The organism is Herpetosiphonaceae bacterium, from assembly GCA_036374795.1.
Taxonomy (GTDB): domain Bacteria; phylum Chloroflexota; class Chloroflexia; order Chloroflexales; family Kallotenuaceae; genus LB3-1.
Genome location: DASUTC010000287.1, coordinates 37,251 through 53,748, shown reverse-complemented (window position 1 = coordinate 53,748; position 16,498 = coordinate 37,251). Strand labels below are relative to the sequence as shown.

The 16,498-nt window shown below is 63.3% G+C and carries 14 protein-coding genes; 9 read left to right on the top strand and 5 right to left on the bottom strand.

The features are described from left to right. Positions 1 to 1,882: hypothetical protein (locus tag VFZ66_22495; protein ID HEX6291973.1), on the top strand; the 1,882-nt coding region annotated here is incomplete at its 5' end. A gap of 172 nt (positions 1,883 to 2,054) precedes the next feature. Beyond that, complete coding sequence (locus tag VFZ66_22490) at positions 2,055 to 2,348, top strand: hypothetical protein (GenBank protein HEX6291972.1); 294 nt, start codon at positions 2,055 to 2,057, stop codon at positions 2,346 to 2,348. A gap of 53 nt (positions 2,349 to 2,401) precedes the next feature. Here the strand turns inward: VFZ66_22490 and VFZ66_22485 are convergent, their stop codons facing one another. Both VFZ66_22485 and VFZ66_22480 read right to left on the bottom strand, forming a co-directional pair. Then, positions 2,402 to 4,651, bottom strand: a complete 2,250-nt coding sequence (locus VFZ66_22485; GenBank protein ID HEX6291971.1) for a TRAP transporter fused permease subunit — start codon at positions 4,649 to 4,651, stop codon at positions 2,402 to 2,404. 120 nt (positions 4,652 to 4,771) lie between these two features. Then, a complete protein-coding gene (locus VFZ66_22480; protein HEX6291970.1) occupies positions 4,772 to 5,896 on the bottom strand; it encodes a TAXI family TRAP transporter solute-binding subunit in 1,125 nt (374 codons plus the stop codon). Positions 5,897 to 6,157: 261 nt separating this feature from the next. Here VFZ66_22480 and VFZ66_22475 point away from each other — a divergent pair, with 261 nt between their 5' ends. The 4 genes from VFZ66_22475 (at position 6,158) to nth (ending at position 9,974) form a co-directional block, all read left to right on the top strand. Next, a complete protein-coding gene (locus VFZ66_22475; protein HEX6291969.1) occupies positions 6,158 to 6,832 on the top strand; it encodes a response regulator transcription factor in 675 nt (224 codons plus the stop codon). A gap of 343 nt (positions 6,833 to 7,175) precedes the next feature. Next, on the top strand, positions 7,176 to 8,015 hold the full coding sequence (locus tag VFZ66_22470) for a hypothetical protein (GenBank protein HEX6291968.1): 840 nt from the start codon (positions 7,176 to 7,178) through the stop codon (positions 8,013 to 8,015). Positions 8,016 to 8,095: 80 nt separating this feature from the next. After that, positions 8,096 to 9,331: a hypothetical protein gene (locus VFZ66_22465; GenBank protein HEX6291967.1), complete on the top strand. Its 1,236-nt coding sequence runs from the start codon at positions 8,096 to 8,098 to the stop codon at positions 9,329 to 9,331. After that, positions 9,312 to 9,974: an endonuclease III gene (gene nth / locus VFZ66_22460; protein HEX6291966.1), complete on the top strand. Its 663-nt coding sequence runs from the start codon at positions 9,312 to 9,314 to the stop codon at positions 9,972 to 9,974. Before VFZ66_22465 ends, nth begins: the two co-directional genes overlap by 20 nt. Positions 9,975 to 9,980: 6 nt before the next feature. On the opposite strand, the gene VFZ66_22455 is transcribed toward nth, so the two are convergent. Both VFZ66_22455 and VFZ66_22450 read right to left on the bottom strand, forming a co-directional pair. Further along, a complete protein-coding gene (locus tag VFZ66_22455) occupies positions 9,981 to 11,819 on the bottom strand; it encodes a heavy metal translocating P-type ATPase (GenBank protein HEX6291965.1) in 1,839 nt (612 codons plus the stop codon). A gap of 112 nt (positions 11,820 to 11,931) precedes the next feature. Continuing rightward, the gene (locus VFZ66_22450; protein ID HEX6291964.1) at positions 11,932 to 12,447 is read right to left on the bottom strand and encodes an NUDIX hydrolase; all 516 of its coding nucleotides are present in this window, start codon (positions 12,445 to 12,447) and stop codon (positions 11,932 to 11,934) included. Between the two features lie 245 nt (positions 12,448 to 12,692). Between VFZ66_22450 and VFZ66_22445 the strand changes: the two genes are divergently transcribed. Next, positions 12,693 to 12,926, top strand: coding sequence for a DUF433 domain-containing protein (locus VFZ66_22445; protein ID HEX6291963.1), 234 nt, complete (start codon positions 12,693 to 12,695; stop codon positions 12,924 to 12,926). Beyond that, positions 12,923 to 13,291, top strand: a complete 369-nt coding sequence (locus VFZ66_22440) for a DUF5615 family PIN-like protein (GenBank protein ID HEX6291962.1) — start codon at positions 12,923 to 12,925, stop codon at positions 13,289 to 13,291. Before VFZ66_22445 ends, VFZ66_22440 begins: the two co-directional genes overlap by 4 nt. A gap of 88 nt (positions 13,292 to 13,379) precedes the next feature. Here the strand turns inward: VFZ66_22440 and lpdA are convergent, their stop codons facing one another. Then, on the bottom strand, positions 13,380 to 14,780 hold the full coding sequence (gene lpdA / locus VFZ66_22435) for a dihydrolipoyl dehydrogenase (protein ID HEX6291961.1): 1,401 nt from the start codon (positions 14,778 to 14,780) through the stop codon (positions 13,380 to 13,382). A gap of 219 nt (positions 14,781 to 14,999) precedes the next feature. Here lpdA and VFZ66_22430 point away from each other — a divergent pair, with 219 nt between their 5' ends. Further along, complete coding sequence (locus tag VFZ66_22430; GenBank protein HEX6291960.1) at positions 15,000 to 16,436, top strand: RsmF rRNA methyltransferase first C-terminal domain-containing protein; 1,437 nt, start codon at positions 15,000 to 15,002, stop codon at positions 16,434 to 16,436. The last annotated feature ends 62 nt before the right edge of the window (positions 16,437 to 16,498 follow it).

The following is a 16,498-nucleotide window of genomic DNA, read 5'->3' as shown; positions in this document are numbered from 1 at the left end:
GGCGTTCAGCGGTATGGGCGCGGCCTACCAGGGCGACGAGGAAGCCCGCCCCGACGATCAGACCAGCGAGCGCGATTGCGTCAGCCCGATTGCCGAGCATTTTCTGCGCAGCGTTGCCACGCTGCCCGCCATACGCGGCAAGGTGCTGATGACAACCCGGCTGCGTCCGCGTGTGCTTGAGAGCCACGGCGGAATGCTGCAAGGCTGCCGCGAGCGGGAGCTAACGGCGATGGAGCGTGCCGATGCCGTCGCTTTCTTCCGCGCTCAGGGCATTCGCGGCACCCGCGCCGAGATCGAGCAGGCATGCGAGCGCTACGGCTATCACCCGCTGAGCCTGCGCCTGCTGGCCGGCCTTGTCGTCAACGATTTCCAGCAGCCCGGCGATATTGCCGCCGCCCAACGCCTTGACGTAAGCGGCGATCTCAAGCAGCGCCAGCATCATGTGCTGGAGCAGGCGTACAGCAGCCTGACGCCACAGCGCCGAAAGCTGCTGAGCCGGATTGCATGTTTTCGCGGAGCGATGGAATACAAAGCTCTGCACGTTCTGGCAGCCGAGAATGATCACGGATTTGACGACGACCTTCATAATCTCATCGCTCGTGGTCTGTTGCAGCGCGATCAGCAGAAAAATCTCTTTGACTTGCACCCAATCGTGCGGCGCTACGCCTACGATCGGCTGAATAATGATGAACGTATTGCAACGCATAACCAATTACAAGATCACTTTGCAGCGATACCATTACCAGAGCGAGTACAACGGCTTGAGGAACTTTCGCCAGTAATCGAGCTATATCATCACATGGTACAGGCAAGGCAGTATGATGCAGCTTGTGATCTGTTTTATAAACAGATCAACCGAGCTACTTTCTATCAATTTGGTGCATATCAGTTACGGATTGAACTACTGCGCAGATTATTTCCTGATGGCGAGGATTCGCTTCCACGTGTGAGGCGCAAGAGCGATCAGGCGTGGGCGTTGAACGAATTGGGGAATAGTTATGCCCTGATAGGACAATCCCATCATGCAATTCCACTTTCTAAGAAGCAGATCGCGATTCGTGACAAGCAAGGGCGAAAGAGGAATCTTGTTGTTGGTCTTACTAACTTGGCTGATGATCAGTTGAAGATCGGTGCATTTCGTGAGGCAGAAGTGAATCTGCGACGTAGTATTACCTTAAGTCAGGAGATCAAGGATAAATTTGGTGAAGCAGTTGGGTATCAGTATTTAGGACGATTATCAGCTTACCGGGGTACTTGGAAAGCTGCAAAAGGTGAGTTCGATATGGCTTTGCGAGGCTTTGAGACGCGCCAAGAACCTCAATCCCTTTGCATTGTTTGGGCTTACCGTGCTCAAATGGCTTTGTTAATAAATGACCTTGAAACTGCTCTTTGTGCATCACAACATGCACTAGAACTCGCTAATGAAACAGCCAAGACTTTGTATCCTTCCGAACGCGACTATATCCGTGCCTACTGGCTACTCGGTGCGGCACATCGGGTCAATGGTAATTTTTCAGAAGCCGATCAACACCTAACTGAGGCATTGACTCGTTGCCGAACCATCAACCTTGTAGAAACTGAGGCCGACATTCTCCTCGAACTCGCCAAGCTGCGAACGGCGCAGGAGCACCGTGAGGAAGCACTGAGTCTCGCTAACGAGGCGCTGATGATCACTGAGCGGAGCGGCTACGTGCTGCAAGGCGCGGATGTCAATCTGTTCCTGGCACAGATGGCGCCAGAGGCGGGCGACAGGACAACGGCGCTCAATCACGCCCACGAGGCGCGCAGGCTGGCGACGTGCGACGGGCCGCCGGACTACACGTACAAGGTCGCGTATGAGGAGGCGGGCAGGCTGCTGGCGCAGCTTGGCGATGGGGAGTGAAGCCCTCACCCCGGCGCTTGCGCGCCATCCCTCTCCCATCGCCTGCGGCATAGGAGAGGGGATGAGTGTGAGCCACCCCCTCTCCTGTTGTCGCCTATTGCTGCCGGAGAAGGCACAAGCGTGCGGGCTGGTAGGTTCCCCCTCGCCTGCCGCAGCGGAGAGGGGGCAGGGGGTGAGGGCCTCACAGGGCGCAACACATGAAGATCAAGCAGTTGAGCGGTGGCTCAGGGAGCGCGGTGCCCGCGAGCGGATCGTGCTGGCGACCAAGTGCGGCGGTGCGATGGGCACGGGGCCGAACGACCAGGGCCTCAGCCGCAAGCATATCATCGGCGCGAGCAAGCCGGAGCAGCTTGAGGATAGTTTGCGCGGCGTCGATCTAACGCTGGACGACGACGATCTGCGCGCCTGCGACGATGTGTGGTACGCCTTGCCCCGCGAGCGCGATCCGCTCATCGCCCGGCGGTAGTTCGGCGTGCATCGATGCGTTTCCGTTGGGGCGTGATATATCGCGGCATCGCCCTACACCTGCACCGGAGCCGCCGTGCGTCGCACGCGCAGCAGATGAAGCGCCGCCATCACAACCAGCAGCGACAGCCCGACCGCATCGAAGCGCAGATCGGCGTAGAGCAGCGCCAGACCGCCCAGGCCCGCCAGCGCCCGCTCCACGATATTGGCCTGCCGCACGAAGTAGCCGCCGAAGGCCACCGCCAGCCCCGCCACCGCAAGACAGGCCGTGAAGAAGGTCCAGCCGATCACCGACGCATCGCCGATCATCAGCAGGCTCGCGCCCTCAGGGCTGAGCGTGATCATAAACGGCACCAGAAACGCGGGCAGACAATACTTCCAGGCCAGCATCGTCGTCCTGAACGGATTGCCGCCGGTCAGCGCGGCTGCGGCGAAGGGCGCGAGCGCAGTGGGCGGCGACACATCCGCCAGCACCGCGTAGTAGAAGATGAACATATGCGCCGCCGCCTCGTTGACCCCGACGCTCGTCAGCGCGGGCACGATCATCACCGCCGCGATGATGTACGAGGCCGTGACCGGCACCGCAAGCCCAAGCACCCACACGGCCAGCGCCGCGTACAGGATCGTCAGGAAGAGATAGCCCGCCGACAGATCGACGATGATGCCGGAGATCTTAATCCCCAGCCCGGTCAGCGTCACCACCGACACAATCACCCCGGCGGTCGCGGTCGTCGCGGCGATCGACAGCACGCCTTTGCCGCCCGCCTCAAGCGCTTGCAGCAGGCGGCTCTGCTCCTGACCGCCCGCCGTCGCCAGCACGCCGATCGCGCCGACGCCGATCGCGTGCTGTCCCGCCACGCTCGTCTCCAGCGCATCCCTGCGGCTGAGCCGCGAGCGAATCACCTGAAGCGTCGAGACGACCGCCGCCGCGATCACGCCCCAAAAGGCAACCGTCGAGAGGCGCTGCGCGGGCACGCCCAGCAGCGGCAGCGCGCCGAACATCTGAAGCAGGTACAGCGCCGCTGCCACCGCGCCGCCCGCCGCCAGCGCCCGCAGCGACGTCAGGCGCGTCTCCGGCTGCAAAAAGCTCAGCGCAAACGCGACCACGATCGACCAGAAGACCGCCATAAACGGCGTCATGCCGATCGCCATTAGCACCACGATCGTAAAGAGCGAGCTGAAATGGTAGCCGTACTTGCGCGTCAGCTCCCACAGCGACAGCGACTCGAACGGCACCGGCTGCGTATGCATCCGCCGCGAGTCGGCCTCGATCATCAGCAGACACGAGAGATAGTACAGCACCGTCGGGATCGTCGCGAAGATCAGCACGCGCAGGTAGGAGACTTCGAGATACTCCGCGATCAGAAAGGCTGCCGCGCCCAGCGTCGGCGGTGAGAGCAGCGCGCCGATGCCTGCCGCCGAGAGGATGCCGCCCGCCGTGTTGCGGTCGTAGCCCGCCTTGCGCAGCATCGGCCACGCCAGCGAGCCGAGCGTTACCGTGGTTGCCACGCCGCTGCCGGAAACCGTGCCGAGCAAAAATCCGGCGGCTGTCACCGTGCGTCCCGGCCCTGCGCCGCTGCGCGACTTACCGAGCGCCGCAAACGACCAGTCGAGGAAGAATTTGCCGGCGCCGCTGTACTCAAGCACCGCGCCGTAGATCGTGAAGAGCACGATAAAGGTTGCCGCCACGTCGAGCGGCACGCCGAAGACGCCCTCAAGCGTCAGGTAGTTCTTGCCGATGATCCGCGCGATCGTCTGGCCGCGATGCTGGAACGGCGGCGGAAACGATCTGCCGAAGTAGGCGTACAGCAGAAAGATGATCGCCGTCGCGGGCAAGATCCAGCCCGTGGTGCGGCGCGTCGCCTCAAGAACCAGCAGGATCAGGATGCCGCCCATCCAGATCTCCATCGGCGTGGGATTGACCGTGCGCTGGAGCGCCGCCTCGTAGTTCAGGATCAAAAAGGTCAGGCTTGCTACTGCCAGCAGCGCCAGCACGCCGTCGAGCACGGCAAAGCCTCTGGGCGCGCGCTTGAAGGTCGGGTAGAAGATGAACGAGAGCACCAGCGCGAGCATCAAGAAGCTGGCGCGATAGACCTGCGTGGTAATGTTGAACTGGGTCCAGTAGAGCGCATAGACCGACAGCCCCGCCGCCAAAATTCCGGCCAGCACACGCCACGCCCCGCCGATCTGGCGCGTCTGTGACTCGCTCTCGAACTCTTCGATGATCTGGCTTACCTTTTCTTCGCTGATCGGCTCGATCACATCGGCGGGATCGGACGCAGCAGGATCATAGACCTTTGTCATGGAGGCGCATCCTTCCAGGCTCAAATCGGGGGCTTCTGCCGGGCGGGGCACGCCCTGCGAGGCGCTGCGGCATCTCGTCTCAGGCGTGCCCAACCAACGGCGCGGGCGGCGACCTGAGCGCTACGGCTTGTACACACCTTTCTCCTGATAGAACTTGATCGCGCCGGGATGCAGCGGGATCGACGAGCCGACCGCCGCAGCCTCCAGCGCCAGCTTCTTCGCTTCGGGATGGCTGGTCTGCACGTCGGCCAGGTTGTCGAAGAGCGTCTTGACGATGTCGTACGCGAGCTGCTCGTTCATGCTGGCGTTGGCGAACAAAATGTTGCCGATGCCGATGCCGGGCACGTCCTGATCGAAGCCCGCGTAGGTGCCTGCGGGCAGCGCGAAGCTGGTATAGACTGGGCCGTACTTGTCGGTCAGCGACTTGACATATTGCTCGGTGGGAATGAACGCGACCTTGACGTTGGGCGTGTTCACCAGGTCCGTTACCGCGCCCGTGGGCAGGCCGCCGATCCAGAAGAACGCATCGATCTTGCCGTCCTTCATCGCCGCAACGGAGTCGGCGACGCTGAGGTTTTCGCGGGTGATGTCGCCCTTGGGATTGAGCCCGGCAGCCTCCAGAATGCGGTCGGCTGCGCCTTCGGTGCTGCTGCCCGCCGAGCCGACCGATACGGTCTTGCCCTTCATGTCTTCTACGGTGCTGATCCCGGTGCCGTCGCGCGCCACGACATGCACGAAGCTCTGGTAGAGCACGATCAGCGTACACGCCGGGATCGGGCCGGTGTCGGTGTACGCGCCCTGGCCGAGCAGCGCATCGTAGGCCGAGTCCACCGTAGATAGGCCGAGGTCGGCATCGCCCGCCTTGATCAGCTTCATGTTATCGACCGAGCCGCCAGTCTCCTCGACCGTCACCTGCGCCTTGGGCAGCTTGGCCGTGAGCACGCGGGCGATACCGCCGCCGTAGGGGAAGAACACGCCGCCGGTGTTGCCCGTGCCGATCACCAGGATCGGCGGGTCGGGCGCGGGCGCGCTTGCGGCTTCGGGCGTGCATGGGCCTTGGCCTGCCGCGCCTGCGGCTGGGGCAGTTGTAGCGCTCTGTGTGGCTGTCGTCTGGGTGGCCGCGCTGCTGGTTGCGGCGGCGGGGCTGGCGGTCGTTCCGGTTGAGGTTTCGCCTGCGGGCGTGCCGCAGGCGGCGAGTACGAGCATCAGGAGTCCGCAGATCAGCGTGGTCAGACGTGAAACCATAATGGTTCCTCCTTCCATTGCCAGCAAACGATGTGGGCGTTCGGATGTGGCGCTAGCATAGCATAGGCGAGCAACTCGACCGGCAGGCGCGGTCGGTGGGCAAGCTTTCGGCAGAGCGGTATAATGGCGCTGAAAAATAGCGGATCTGCCTTCCAGGCTCAGTCAGGGCGATCGCGGCCCAGGTGTTCTTGTGTGCGTTCGTAGGCTTCCGGTCCTGTCTCGGAGTATCGCTTCTGCTTGCACCCCGGAGAGGAAACTTATATGGCTGTGGTAGCCGCAAAAGGCCCCGAAATGAGCCAGCAGCGCATCAGCGTGGTCGTCGCCGACGATCATCCGGTCGTCCGCTCTGGAATCGTGTACGAGCTGTCGCGACAGCCGGATATCCAGGTGCTTGGCGCGGCTGAGAATGGAGATATGGCCCTTCATCTTGCCCGGACGCTCCAGCCGCAGGTGCTTGTGCTGGACTTGAGCATGCCGGGGCTGCGCACGGTCGATGTGGTCCGTCAGACGCGCGCGCTGCCCTCTCCGCCGCGCATCTTGATCTTGACGGCGCACAGCGAGATCGAGGCGGTGCTGGCGCTATTAAATATTGGCGTCACCGGCTATCTGCTCAAAGACGAAGATCCGGAGATGATCTCAGCCGCCGTGCGCAGCGTGGCCCACGGCGAGCGCAGCTTGAGCCCCGCTATCGCCGCCGGTGTGGTGGATCATACCCTCTCCGCCGCGACATCGCCCACACTGGCACTCTCCGCCCGTGAGCTGGAGGTGCTGCGGGTGCTGGCGCAGGCCAAGAGCAACCACGAGATCGCTCTGGCGCTCGACATGAGCGAGCGCACGGTACGCTACTACCTGCGCAACATCTACGACAAGCTGCACGTGTCGGGTCGCAGCGAGGCGCTGGCCTGGGCCATTCATCACGGCCTCGATAAGCGCTAAGCCGCAGAGCAGGGAACAGGCGAACAAGGGATACGCCTTTGGTTGTTCCCTTGTTCGCTTGTTCTTTCGTAGATTGCCAAAAGTGGCAAATAACATTGCCTTGAATGACAGTGACAGCCGCAGACGATAATGCTAGGCTACTGGTAAACCAAATTTAACCTTTTGCCCTGTCGTAGTCCCCCCTACCGGCAGCCTTTAGTTTGTGCCCAACCATTCCCAGCCAGCTTGTCGGCCTGTTCGCCTGGATTGCGCTACCAAGGAGGTGCGATGCCGGAGCATCGGCTGGGAACCGCCACCTACGCTCGCGCATCGGGATCGGACATCTTCATTGGGGAGACTTGGTATGTTTTCTAAACGGCTCAGCATGCTTGCCCTGTTGGTCATGATGATCGCGCTCGCCAGCCTTCCACGCGCTGCATTCGCAGGCGGTGGCCCCGACAAGCCCAGCGAAGTCAACAATATTGTTCCCGAGGGCCTGATCACGCCAGACCTGTACGAGAAGGAGCAGCAGCGCTCGCACGAGCGCAAGATGCGCGAGGCCGAGGCCCGCAAGGCGCGCGGCGATGTCACCGCTCAGGCCGTTGTTCTGTCGGTGCCGGGCGTGAGCCAGCATCCCTGCGGCGCGTACTGCGCGCAGGCTGCCACACAGTCGGTCTTCTACTACAAGGGCCAGTACGGCTACTCGCTCGACCAGATCCGCTCGTGGGAGAATCCCGGCAACGTCGGATGCAGCAATCCCTACGGCACGTGTCTGCTCCCGATCCGCGATACGCTCAACGCGCGCACGCCCGGCCTGCCCTGGGCCGGCTTCTACGAGGCCATTCGCCTCAACCACGACTCGCTGTACTGGGCGGCGAAGGATCTGGAAGCCAAGACCAAGAACACGGTCGGCACCTATCGCATGCCGCTGATCGCGCTGGTCAACCCGAACCCGCCGGACGGCACGCCCTACTGCCTCCCCGGCTGGTGCGGCGGCAGCACCAGCGTCGGCCACTATCTGACGATCAACGGCTACGACGGCGTCTACAACGGCACGGACGCCTCGGCCAGGATCTACTACCGCGATAGCTGGTACAATCCTGCCGATCAGCACTGGGCAAATACCAACAACTTTGCCGATGCGATCTACTACAAGGATGGCAGCGGAAGCTGCACCACCGCCCGCTACAACCTGATCTGGTAGTCTCCAGATGTGTGCGCCAGGGAGGAGTCGCTGGCTCTTCCCTGGTTTTCCTTTTTACTGAGCATTAGAAGAAAAACTCTATGATGCCTACAACCATGCTGCGCTCCGCGCTTGCCGGTTTCCTCGTGGCGATGCTCTTCGGCGGCTGTACCGCAGCTAACCCGCCGGTGCCCAAAGCTGCCGTGACCTCGCCCACCACCAGCGCTGTCAGCGCCGATAGCGTGTCGCCTGGGCAGCAGCCGCTGAATGTCATTCCCGTCAGCGGCAAGCCCTATCGCACCCTGGCGCTAAAGCCGACGACCGGCTACTCCGGCGTAGTGGTTGCCGACGATGGTCGGATCTATCTCTCGTGTGGCGTGCAGAAGCAGAGCGAGGCGACGGGAGTCTGCATGATCGATCCCGCGACCGGCAGCGAGACATTCCTGGTCGATCCTCGCGCCGACAACGCGAGGCTAGGCAGCGTCGCTGGCAATGGCGCGTGGGCCGTGTATAGCCGCCTGGATACTCCGCAGCGCGTCATGGCGATCAACACCGTGACGAAGGAGAAGGTTCAGGCTGGCACGATCAGCGCGGGCACAACCGGCAATCCGGTGGGGCTGGCCTTCGCAATCTCCGGCTCGCAGATCGTCTGGGTGGATGAGGCCGAGACGGCAGATAAGCGACGAGTCGAGACGGTGATGCTTTTCGATCTCGAAGCGCGGACCAATCGCGCGCTGACCACGCTGGAGCCTGCGTTCGTCGTCGATCAGATCGATTTCGACGGCGCGACGATTGTTTGGAGCCAGGTCGATACCAGCGATATGGCGAATGTCACCAGCAACGTCTATGCCTATGATCTCGCATCCGACAAGCTGCAAGCGCTCTCGACCAACGGCCGCGCCTCGATGCCGCAGGTCCACGATCGCTACGTCGTCTGGAAAACCACGGCGACGCGCTTTGCCTACGGCAGCGTGTATCTCCACGATCTCACGACCGGCTCCGGCAAAGAGGTTGCGAAGGCCGATCCCAACGCCAGCCCCGTCCCGCTGGGCTACGATATGCCGAGCATCGGCGGCAAGGGCGTTACCTGGATCTCTTCGCGCAACGAGCGGATCGAGCTGTATCATCCCGACACAGGCCGCGTCGAGGCGCTCGATCAGGGCGGCGGCAGGGCCTTCACCGCCGGGCACTACCTGATCTGGGTCAACGACTCGGTGGCGCAAAAAGGCGACTGGCACCTGCTCTGGAGCGATCTGTCGGCGCCCGCACGTGCCGCGACTGTCCCATCGGGCGCGGGCGGCTGGTACAATCAGAGGCATGCACAGATCCGATTTTGATATTCACGCGGCCATGCAGGCGCTTCATGCGACCATGCCCGACTATCCCGCGCCGCTGATCGATGGGACGAACGCCAATAGCCAGACGCCCTTTCGCATCCTGATCGCGACGATCCTCAGCTTACGCACCAAGGACACGCTGACGGCGGTCGTCGCGCCGCGTCTCTTCGCCGCCGCCGATACGCCGGAGACGATGCTGGCGCTGCGCGAGGAGCAGATCGCCGAGCTGATCTATCCCGTGGGCTTTTATCGCACCAAGGCCCGCTCGATCCGCGAGGTCTGCGCGCTGCTGCTGGCGCACCACGGCGGCAAGGTGCCCGCCGATCTGGATGCTCTGCTGGCGCTGCCGGGCGTGGGCCGTAAGACGGCCAATCTGGTGCTGACGATGGGCTTCGATCTGCCGGGCATCTGCGTGGACACGCATGTGCATCGGATCACCAATCGCTGGGGCTATATCCAGACCAAAACACCGGAGGAGACAGAGTTCGCGCTGCGCGACACGCTGCCGCCTGAGCACTGGACGGCGATCAATGGCCTGCTCGTGACGCTCGGCCAGAACATCTGCCATCCGACATCGCCCCGCTGTAGCATCTGTCCGGTCGCGGCGTACTGTGCCCGCGTCGGCGTTACCCGTAGCCGCTAGCCTGTTCTAGCGCGCCCGCAGCGCGTTCAAGATCACCGCGACATCGATCGCCTCTTGCAGCAGCGCGCCGATGGTCGGCGGGATCAGCCCAAAGCTGGCGACGACCATGCAGGCAAAGCTCAGGCCAAGCCCGACGTAGATGCTTTGTTTGGCGATCCGCAGCATGCGCTGCCCGATCGCAACCGCATCGCCGACCTTGGTCACGTCATCGACCAGCAGCACGATGTCGGCGGCTTCGGCGGAGATGCCCGTGCCGTGCGCGCCCAGCGCCACGCCGACGGTCGCTGTCGCCAGCGCGGGCGCGTCGTTGATGCCGTCGCCGACCATCACAATCAGCGCGCTGCGCTGCTTGAGCGCTTCGAGCGCCGCGACCTTATCCTGAGGCAGCAGGTTCGCCTGGCTCTGATCGATGCCCGCCGCGCGCGCGATGACCTCGGCGTTCTCAACGTGATCGCCGGTCAGCATCACGGTGCGCCGCACGCCCAGCTCGCGCAGCCGATGCATCAATTCGGGAACGCCGGGCCGGATCTGATCGTTGAACTGGATCGCGCCCGCTGGCTGCCGGTCGATCGCGATCAGCGCGGTCAGGCCATGACCGAAACCCGCCTTATCGCTCGCTCGAAGCTCGCCAGTACCCAGCCGCTCCGCCAGAAAGCGCGGCGAACCGACCATCACGTGCTGCCCTTCGATCTCGCCCTCCACGCCGCGCCCCGGCGTCTCGCGGAAGTTGGTCGGCAGTGCCAGCGACCCGCACTGCTCCTGCGCGGTCTGCGCCAGTATCCGCCCCAGCACATGCGACGAGAGCTGTTCGACGCTGCCCGCCTTGTAGAGCAGCCCATCCGGCGCTACGCCGTTGAAGGGTACCACGCGCTCGATGACCGGCGTGCCATAGGTGAGCGTGCCGGTTTTGTCGAAGACGACTGTTCGCGCCTGGCCGATCTGCTCGATCGCCACGCCGCCCTTGACGATGATCCCGGCCTCTGCCGCGCGGTTAATGCCGCCGATGATCGCGATCGGTGTCGCCAGGATCAGCGGGCAGGGCGTGGCGACGACCAATACCGATAGAATCGTGCGGGGATCGCCGGTCAGCGCCCAGGCGACGCCGCACATCGCCAGGGTCAGCGGCGTAAACCAGACCGCGTATCGGTCGGCGAGGCGCTGAATCGCCGGTTTTTCCTCCTGTGCCTTTCGCACGAGCTGGACGATTTTGGCGTACTGGCTTTCCTCGCTGAGCTTGTCGGCGCGCATCTCGAACGCGCTGCCCACGTTGACGCTGCCGCTCAGCAGCCGATCGCCCGGTTGCTTGCCCTCCGCCAGCGCCTCGCCCGTCAGCGCCGCCTCGTCGATGTCGGCGCGCTCCGAGAGCAGCGACCCGTCGACCGGGATCAGATCGCCGGGCCGTACGATCAGTGTATCGCCGACGCACACCTCGGCTACGTCGATCTCCTGCAAGCCCTCGTCGGTTTTGCGCGTAGCCACACGCGGCGCGCGCGCCAGCAGCCGATCCAGTGAGGACGACGCGCGGCGCAGCGCGTAGTTTTCGAGTGCCTCGCCGCCGCTCTGCATCAGCACGATCACGATGCCCGCGAAATATTCGCCCATCACCACGGCGGTGCTGATCGCCAGCATCGCTACGACATCGGAGGCAAACTGCCCGCGCAGCATACCCCGCAGCGTCTCCCAGACCAGCGGCGCGCCGCCGAGCGCTAGCGTAGCCATCCAGATCCAGCTGGCGATCTGCGGCTGTCCAACGCCCCAGCGCGCGATCACGCCGCCCAGCAGGCCGAGCAGCGCGATGAACGGGATCGGGTTGTCGCGCATGAATGTGCGTAGTTTATGGTGCATAACAGTATCTAATTGAAAGTGATAATTATTCTCATTTATTGAGTATAGCACAGGTTATCAGGTCGGTCTATGGTCTACCCTCCGCGCTGGCCGTCACCAGCGGCTATCCTGATCACCCAGGCATGCAGGCAATCCATTGCTGCCCGTCGCCGTCCTCGCGGTAGAACCAATTAGCGCCTGCCGCCCGCTCACCGCGTAAATAGGCCAGCACGGGCGTTTGGATGCCGGACCAGCCGCCGTTCGACTGTAGCCTGCTGATGCCCTCCGTCAGGGGCACGAGTTCGACGCCAAGCACCTCGGCATCGGGATCGCAGCTCGCGAGTTCCCCGTGCCATCTTTCAGCCTCAAAGATAAAGGCAATGCTCTGGGCACGCTGCGCCGGGCGGTCAATGTGAGACAAACACGCGAGGTGCGAGAGCGCATCGACATGCACGCCCGCCTCCTCCGCAACTTCGCGGATCAGGGCCTCGGTGACGAGCTCGCCCGCCTCAACCAGGCCACCGGGCAGCACCCAGTACGGGGGTAGATCAGCGCGATGCTGCTGCTGGACCAGCACAATCTTGTCCGCATCACGGATGATAGCAAGGGCGATCAGATCGATGGCAACGTGGTCTGACGTATGTCGCATGATTGTTCCTTTCGTAGATACGCCAATGATACAACCACCTTTGCTCGCCAACAGGATCGCCATGTACAACGTGCGTGCCAACAAGCGCATGCTAGACGCTCAGGGCTTGTCCGGCGGAAACGGGTTGATACCGCCGGATGGAGATTTGATCACAAGCGGCGGCGGGGCGATGCTGCACCAAAACTGATAGCCTGACCAAGCCGTTCATGTATAATGGATCAAGTCCAGGTGATGGGGGTAGAGCAATGAAAGACTTTACACGAATTACATTTAACCCTGAGGTGATGGGTGGAAAGCCCTGTGTCCGTGGGCTACGAATCACGGTCGGTACGGTTGTCGGTCTGGTCGCGGCTGGTTACTCGACGGAAGATATTTTGCGTGCTTACCCGTATCTGGAGGTGGAGGATGTGCGTGAAGCGCTGGCATATGCAGCCTGGCGCGTCGAGGAACTTGATGTACCCCTGAGTTCTGCTGCATGAAACTCCTCATTGATATGAATCTGCCGCCCGCTTGGGTAGAGTGGTTAGAACGATCGGGATGGCATACCGCTCATTGGTCAAGCATTGGCGATCCGCGAGCAACTGATCGCGTGCTCATGGATTATGCAAGACTAAACGGCTATGTTATCATCACACACGATCTTGATTTTGGCACAATTCTCGCCGTCACACGAGCCGAAGGACCGAGTGTGCTGCAAATCCGTACCCAAGATTTGCTTTCCACGCATGTCCAGACCCTTATCGTCGCGGCTCTCCACCAATTTGCTGAACTCCTAGAAACAGGTGCGCTGATTACGATCGACGAGCATACATCCCGCGCACGAATTCTGCCGATCCGCCGTTGAGCAAACCTTGAGCGGACACCGATAGCCCAACATACACACCCCGGCCAGGCAGTGCTGACCGGGGTACTTCGCGCTTCGAGATGCTCGCTTAGAAGTTGATCGTGCCGCCGATCAGCCCGTGCGCCGCCTCGACGATCGACTCGTAGAGCGTGGGATGGGCGTGAATCGTGTGGGCCAGGCTCTCGGCGGTGGCCTCGTGGGAGAGCGCAAGCCCGGCCTCGGAGAGCAGCTCCGTCGCCTTCGGCCCGATGATATGAATGCCCAGGATCTCATCGTACTGCTTGTCGGCGACGATCTTGACGAAGCCGTTGCGCTCCATGTGGATCGTCGCGTTGCCGTTGGCGGAGAAGGGGAACTTGGCGACCTTGACATCGTAGCCGCGCTCCCGGGCCTGGGCCTCGGTCAGGCCCACATGGCCGATCTCCGGCGACGACCAGTAGGGCGACGGCACGTGATCGTAGTTGATCGGCGTGACGTGCTGGCCCGCCATGAACTCGACCGCCAGAATACCCTCGGCGGAGGCGACATGCGCCAGCGCGGGCGTCGGCACACAATCGCCGATCGCGAAGATCGACGGCACGTTGGTCTGCATCATCGCATTGACCTTGATAAATCCGCGCTCGTCCAGCTCGACGCCCGCCTCCTCAAGGCCCATGTTCTGCGTCAGCGGCGCGCGCCCAACCGAGAGCAGCAGCTTATCGCCCTCGATGCGCTGCTCCTTGCCCTCGGCGTCGGTGTACATCACCGCGATCCCGCCATCGGTCGGATCGACGCCGCCGATCTTGACGCCGGTCTGCACCTTGATGCCCTTGCGCTGGAAGACGCGGGCTAGCTCGGCGCTGATCTCCTCGTCGGCCAGCGACACGATGCGCGGCAGCGCCTCCAGAATCGTCACCTCGGAGCCGAACGAGTGGTAGGCCGTGCCCATCTCGACACCGATCACGCCGCCGCCGATAATTACCAGCCGCTTCGGCACCTCTTTGAGCGCGAGCGCGCCTGTGCTCGACAGAATAAGCTCCTCGTCGATCTTAGCGAACGGCAGCGACTTGGGCGTCGAGCCGGTGGCGATGATGATGTTCTTGGCGCTGATCGTCTGCTCGCCGCCGTCGCCCTGCACGGCGACACTGTTCGGCCCGGCGACGCGACCGAAGCCTTTATACACATCGACTTTATTCTTTTTCATCAGGCTGCCGACGCCGCCGCTCATCTGCTTGACCACACGCTCTTTGTGGCCCATCAGCGCGGGAAAGTCCAGCCGCACGTTCTCGGCGACAAACCCGATGCGCTTGCCGTCGCGGGCGTGCTCCAGCAGCTCTGAGGTGTGCAGCAGCGCCTTGCTGGGGATGCAGCCGACGTTGAGGCAGACGCCGCCCATGGCATCCTTCTCGACGATCGCGGCCTTCATGCCAAGCTGCGCGGCGCGAATCGCAGCGACATAACCGCCCGGCCCTGAGCCGATGATCGCGAGATCATACTGTGTATCAGCCATCGAATCCTCCAAGTATCTCCCAACGCGAGAATCGCCCTGTGTACGGAGCACCGGCGCTGCATGGTCGTTGCCGCGCGGCTGCCGGTGACGCTGATCCTATGATACCATAGCCGTCCGGTCGCCCTTGCTGCGCCGTTTCGCCTACGCCGGGCGTGGGCGGAGATGATCGGCGCTGCCGGTCGATGGTACAATCACGACGTGAGATCTCTTGGAGCTAAGATGAGCATGGAACCGGCGATACCGCCAGCATTTATCGAGCGGATGCGCGCGCTGCTCGGCGCGGAGGCCGACGCGCTGATCGCGGCGCTGGATCACAGCCCGTCGACGGGGCTGCGCGTCAACCTGCTCAAGCTGCGCCCCGAACACTTCGAGCGCATCTCGCCCTGGGAGATCGAGCCGGTGCCCTGGTGCCCGTCCGGCTACTGGGTGCGCGAGGGCGAGCGGCCCGGCAAGCATCCGTACCACGCGGCGGGGCTGTACTATTTGCAAGAGCCGTCGGCGATGGCGGTGGTCGAGGCGCTGGATGTACGGCCCGGCATGCGCGTGCTCGATCTGGCGGCAGCGCCCGGCGGCAAGGCCACGCATATCGCGGCCCACCTCGACGGCCAGGGCCTGCTCGTGGCGAATGAGGTCGAAGGCAGCCGCGTCAAGGCGCTTGGCGAAAACCTTGAGCGCTGGGGCGCGCGCAACGTCGTCATCACCAGCGAGACGCCGGAGCGCCTCGCCGCGCACCTGGGCGGGTTCTTCGACCGGGTGCTGCTGGATGCGCCATGCTCCGGCGAAGGCATGTTTCGTAAGAACGCGGGCGCGCGCGCCGAGTGGAGCGTGGAGCATGTCGCGGGCTGCGCGGCGCGGCAGGCGCGGATTCTGGATCAGGCCGCCCAGTTCGTCGCGCCGGGCGGGCGGCTGGTCTATAGCACCTGCACCTTCGCGCCTGAGGAGAACGAGCAGCGGATCGCGGCGTTTCTGGCCGAGCACGCCGACTGGGAGCTGATCGATATTCCCAAGCGTCACGGCTTTATGGCCGCGCAGCCGGAGTGGGCCGCCGCGATCCCGACGCCGCAGCTTAGCCGCGCGGTCCGGCTGTGGCCGCAGCGGGTGGAAGGCGAGGGCCACTTCATCGCGCTGCTGCGGAATCGCGCGCGGGGCGAGCGTCCGCTGCTGCCCGCCTGGCTCGGGCGAGATGCCGGGCGCGAGCGGCAGCGTCGCGGCGCGCGGCGCGACGATCGCACTCACGAGGCTGGCGATACCGCGCTGGCGGCGTGGCACGGCTTCGAGCGCGCGATGCTTACGACCAGCCTGCCCGCGAAGCAGCTAGTCGCCAGCAGCGATCAGGTCTATCTCGCGCCGGATGCCGCCCCCGATCTGTCCGGCCTGCGCGTGGTGCGCTCCGGCCTGTGGCTGGGAACGGCCAAACCGGGACGTTTCGAGCCGTCGCATGCGCTGGCGCTGGCGCTGCTGGCCGACGATGTTCGGCTGACGGTGTCGCTGAAAACTGGCGAGGCCGAGCGCTACCTGCGCGGCGAAACGTTCGAGCACCAGGGCGCGGACGGCTGGGCGCTGATCACGGTCAACGGCTGGCCGCTGGGCTGGGGTCGTCGTGTCGGCGGCGTGGTCAAGAACTTTTATCCGAAGGGGCTGCGCTGGATGGGGTAGGCGATCATAGGAAAGTTCCAAGTTCCAAGTTTCGAGTTTCGAGTTCTTTGAACTTGGAACTT

Bases quoted from the DNA above. Each gene is read 5' to 3' on its own strand.
- VFZ66_22470 (HEX6291968.1), top strand. From the start codon at position 7,176: ATGTTTTCTAAACGGCTCAGCATGCTTGCCCTGTTGGTCATGATGATC.
- VFZ66_22430 (HEX6291960.1), top strand. From the start codon at position 15,000: ATGAGCATGGAACCGGCGATACCGCCAGCATTTATCGAGCGGATGCGC.
- VFZ66_22455 (HEX6291965.1), bottom strand. From the start codon at position 11,819: ATGCACCATAAACTACGCACATTCATGCGCGACAACCCGATCCCGTTC.
- VFZ66_22475 (HEX6291969.1), top strand. From the start codon at position 6,158: ATGGCTGTGGTAGCCGCAAAAGGCCCCGAAATGAGCCAGCAGCGCATC.
- VFZ66_22440 (HEX6291962.1), top strand. From the start codon at position 12,923: ATGAAACTCCTCATTGATATGAATCTGCCGCCCGCTTGGGTAGAGTGG.
- lpdA (HEX6291961.1), bottom strand. From the start codon at position 14,780: ATGGCTGATACACAGTATGATCTCGCGATCATCGGCTCAGGGCCGGGC.
- VFZ66_22465 (HEX6291967.1), top strand. From the start codon at position 8,096: ATGATGCCTACAACCATGCTGCGCTCCGCGCTTGCCGGTTTCCTCGTG.
- nth (HEX6291966.1), top strand. From the start codon at position 9,312: ATGCACAGATCCGATTTTGATATTCACGCGGCCATGCAGGCGCTTCAT.
- VFZ66_22480 (HEX6291970.1), bottom strand. From the start codon at position 5,896: ATGGTTTCACGTCTGACCACGCTGATCTGCGGACTCCTGATGCTCGTA.
- VFZ66_22445 (HEX6291963.1), top strand. From the start codon at position 12,693: ATGAAAGACTTTACACGAATTACATTTAACCCTGAGGTGATGGGTGGA.
- VFZ66_22485 (HEX6291971.1), bottom strand. From the start codon at position 4,651: ATGACAAAGGTCTATGATCCTGCTGCGTCCGATCCCGCCGATGTGATC.
- VFZ66_22450 (HEX6291964.1), bottom strand. From the start codon at position 12,447: ATGCGACATACGTCAGACCACGTTGCCATCGATCTGATCGCCCTTGCT.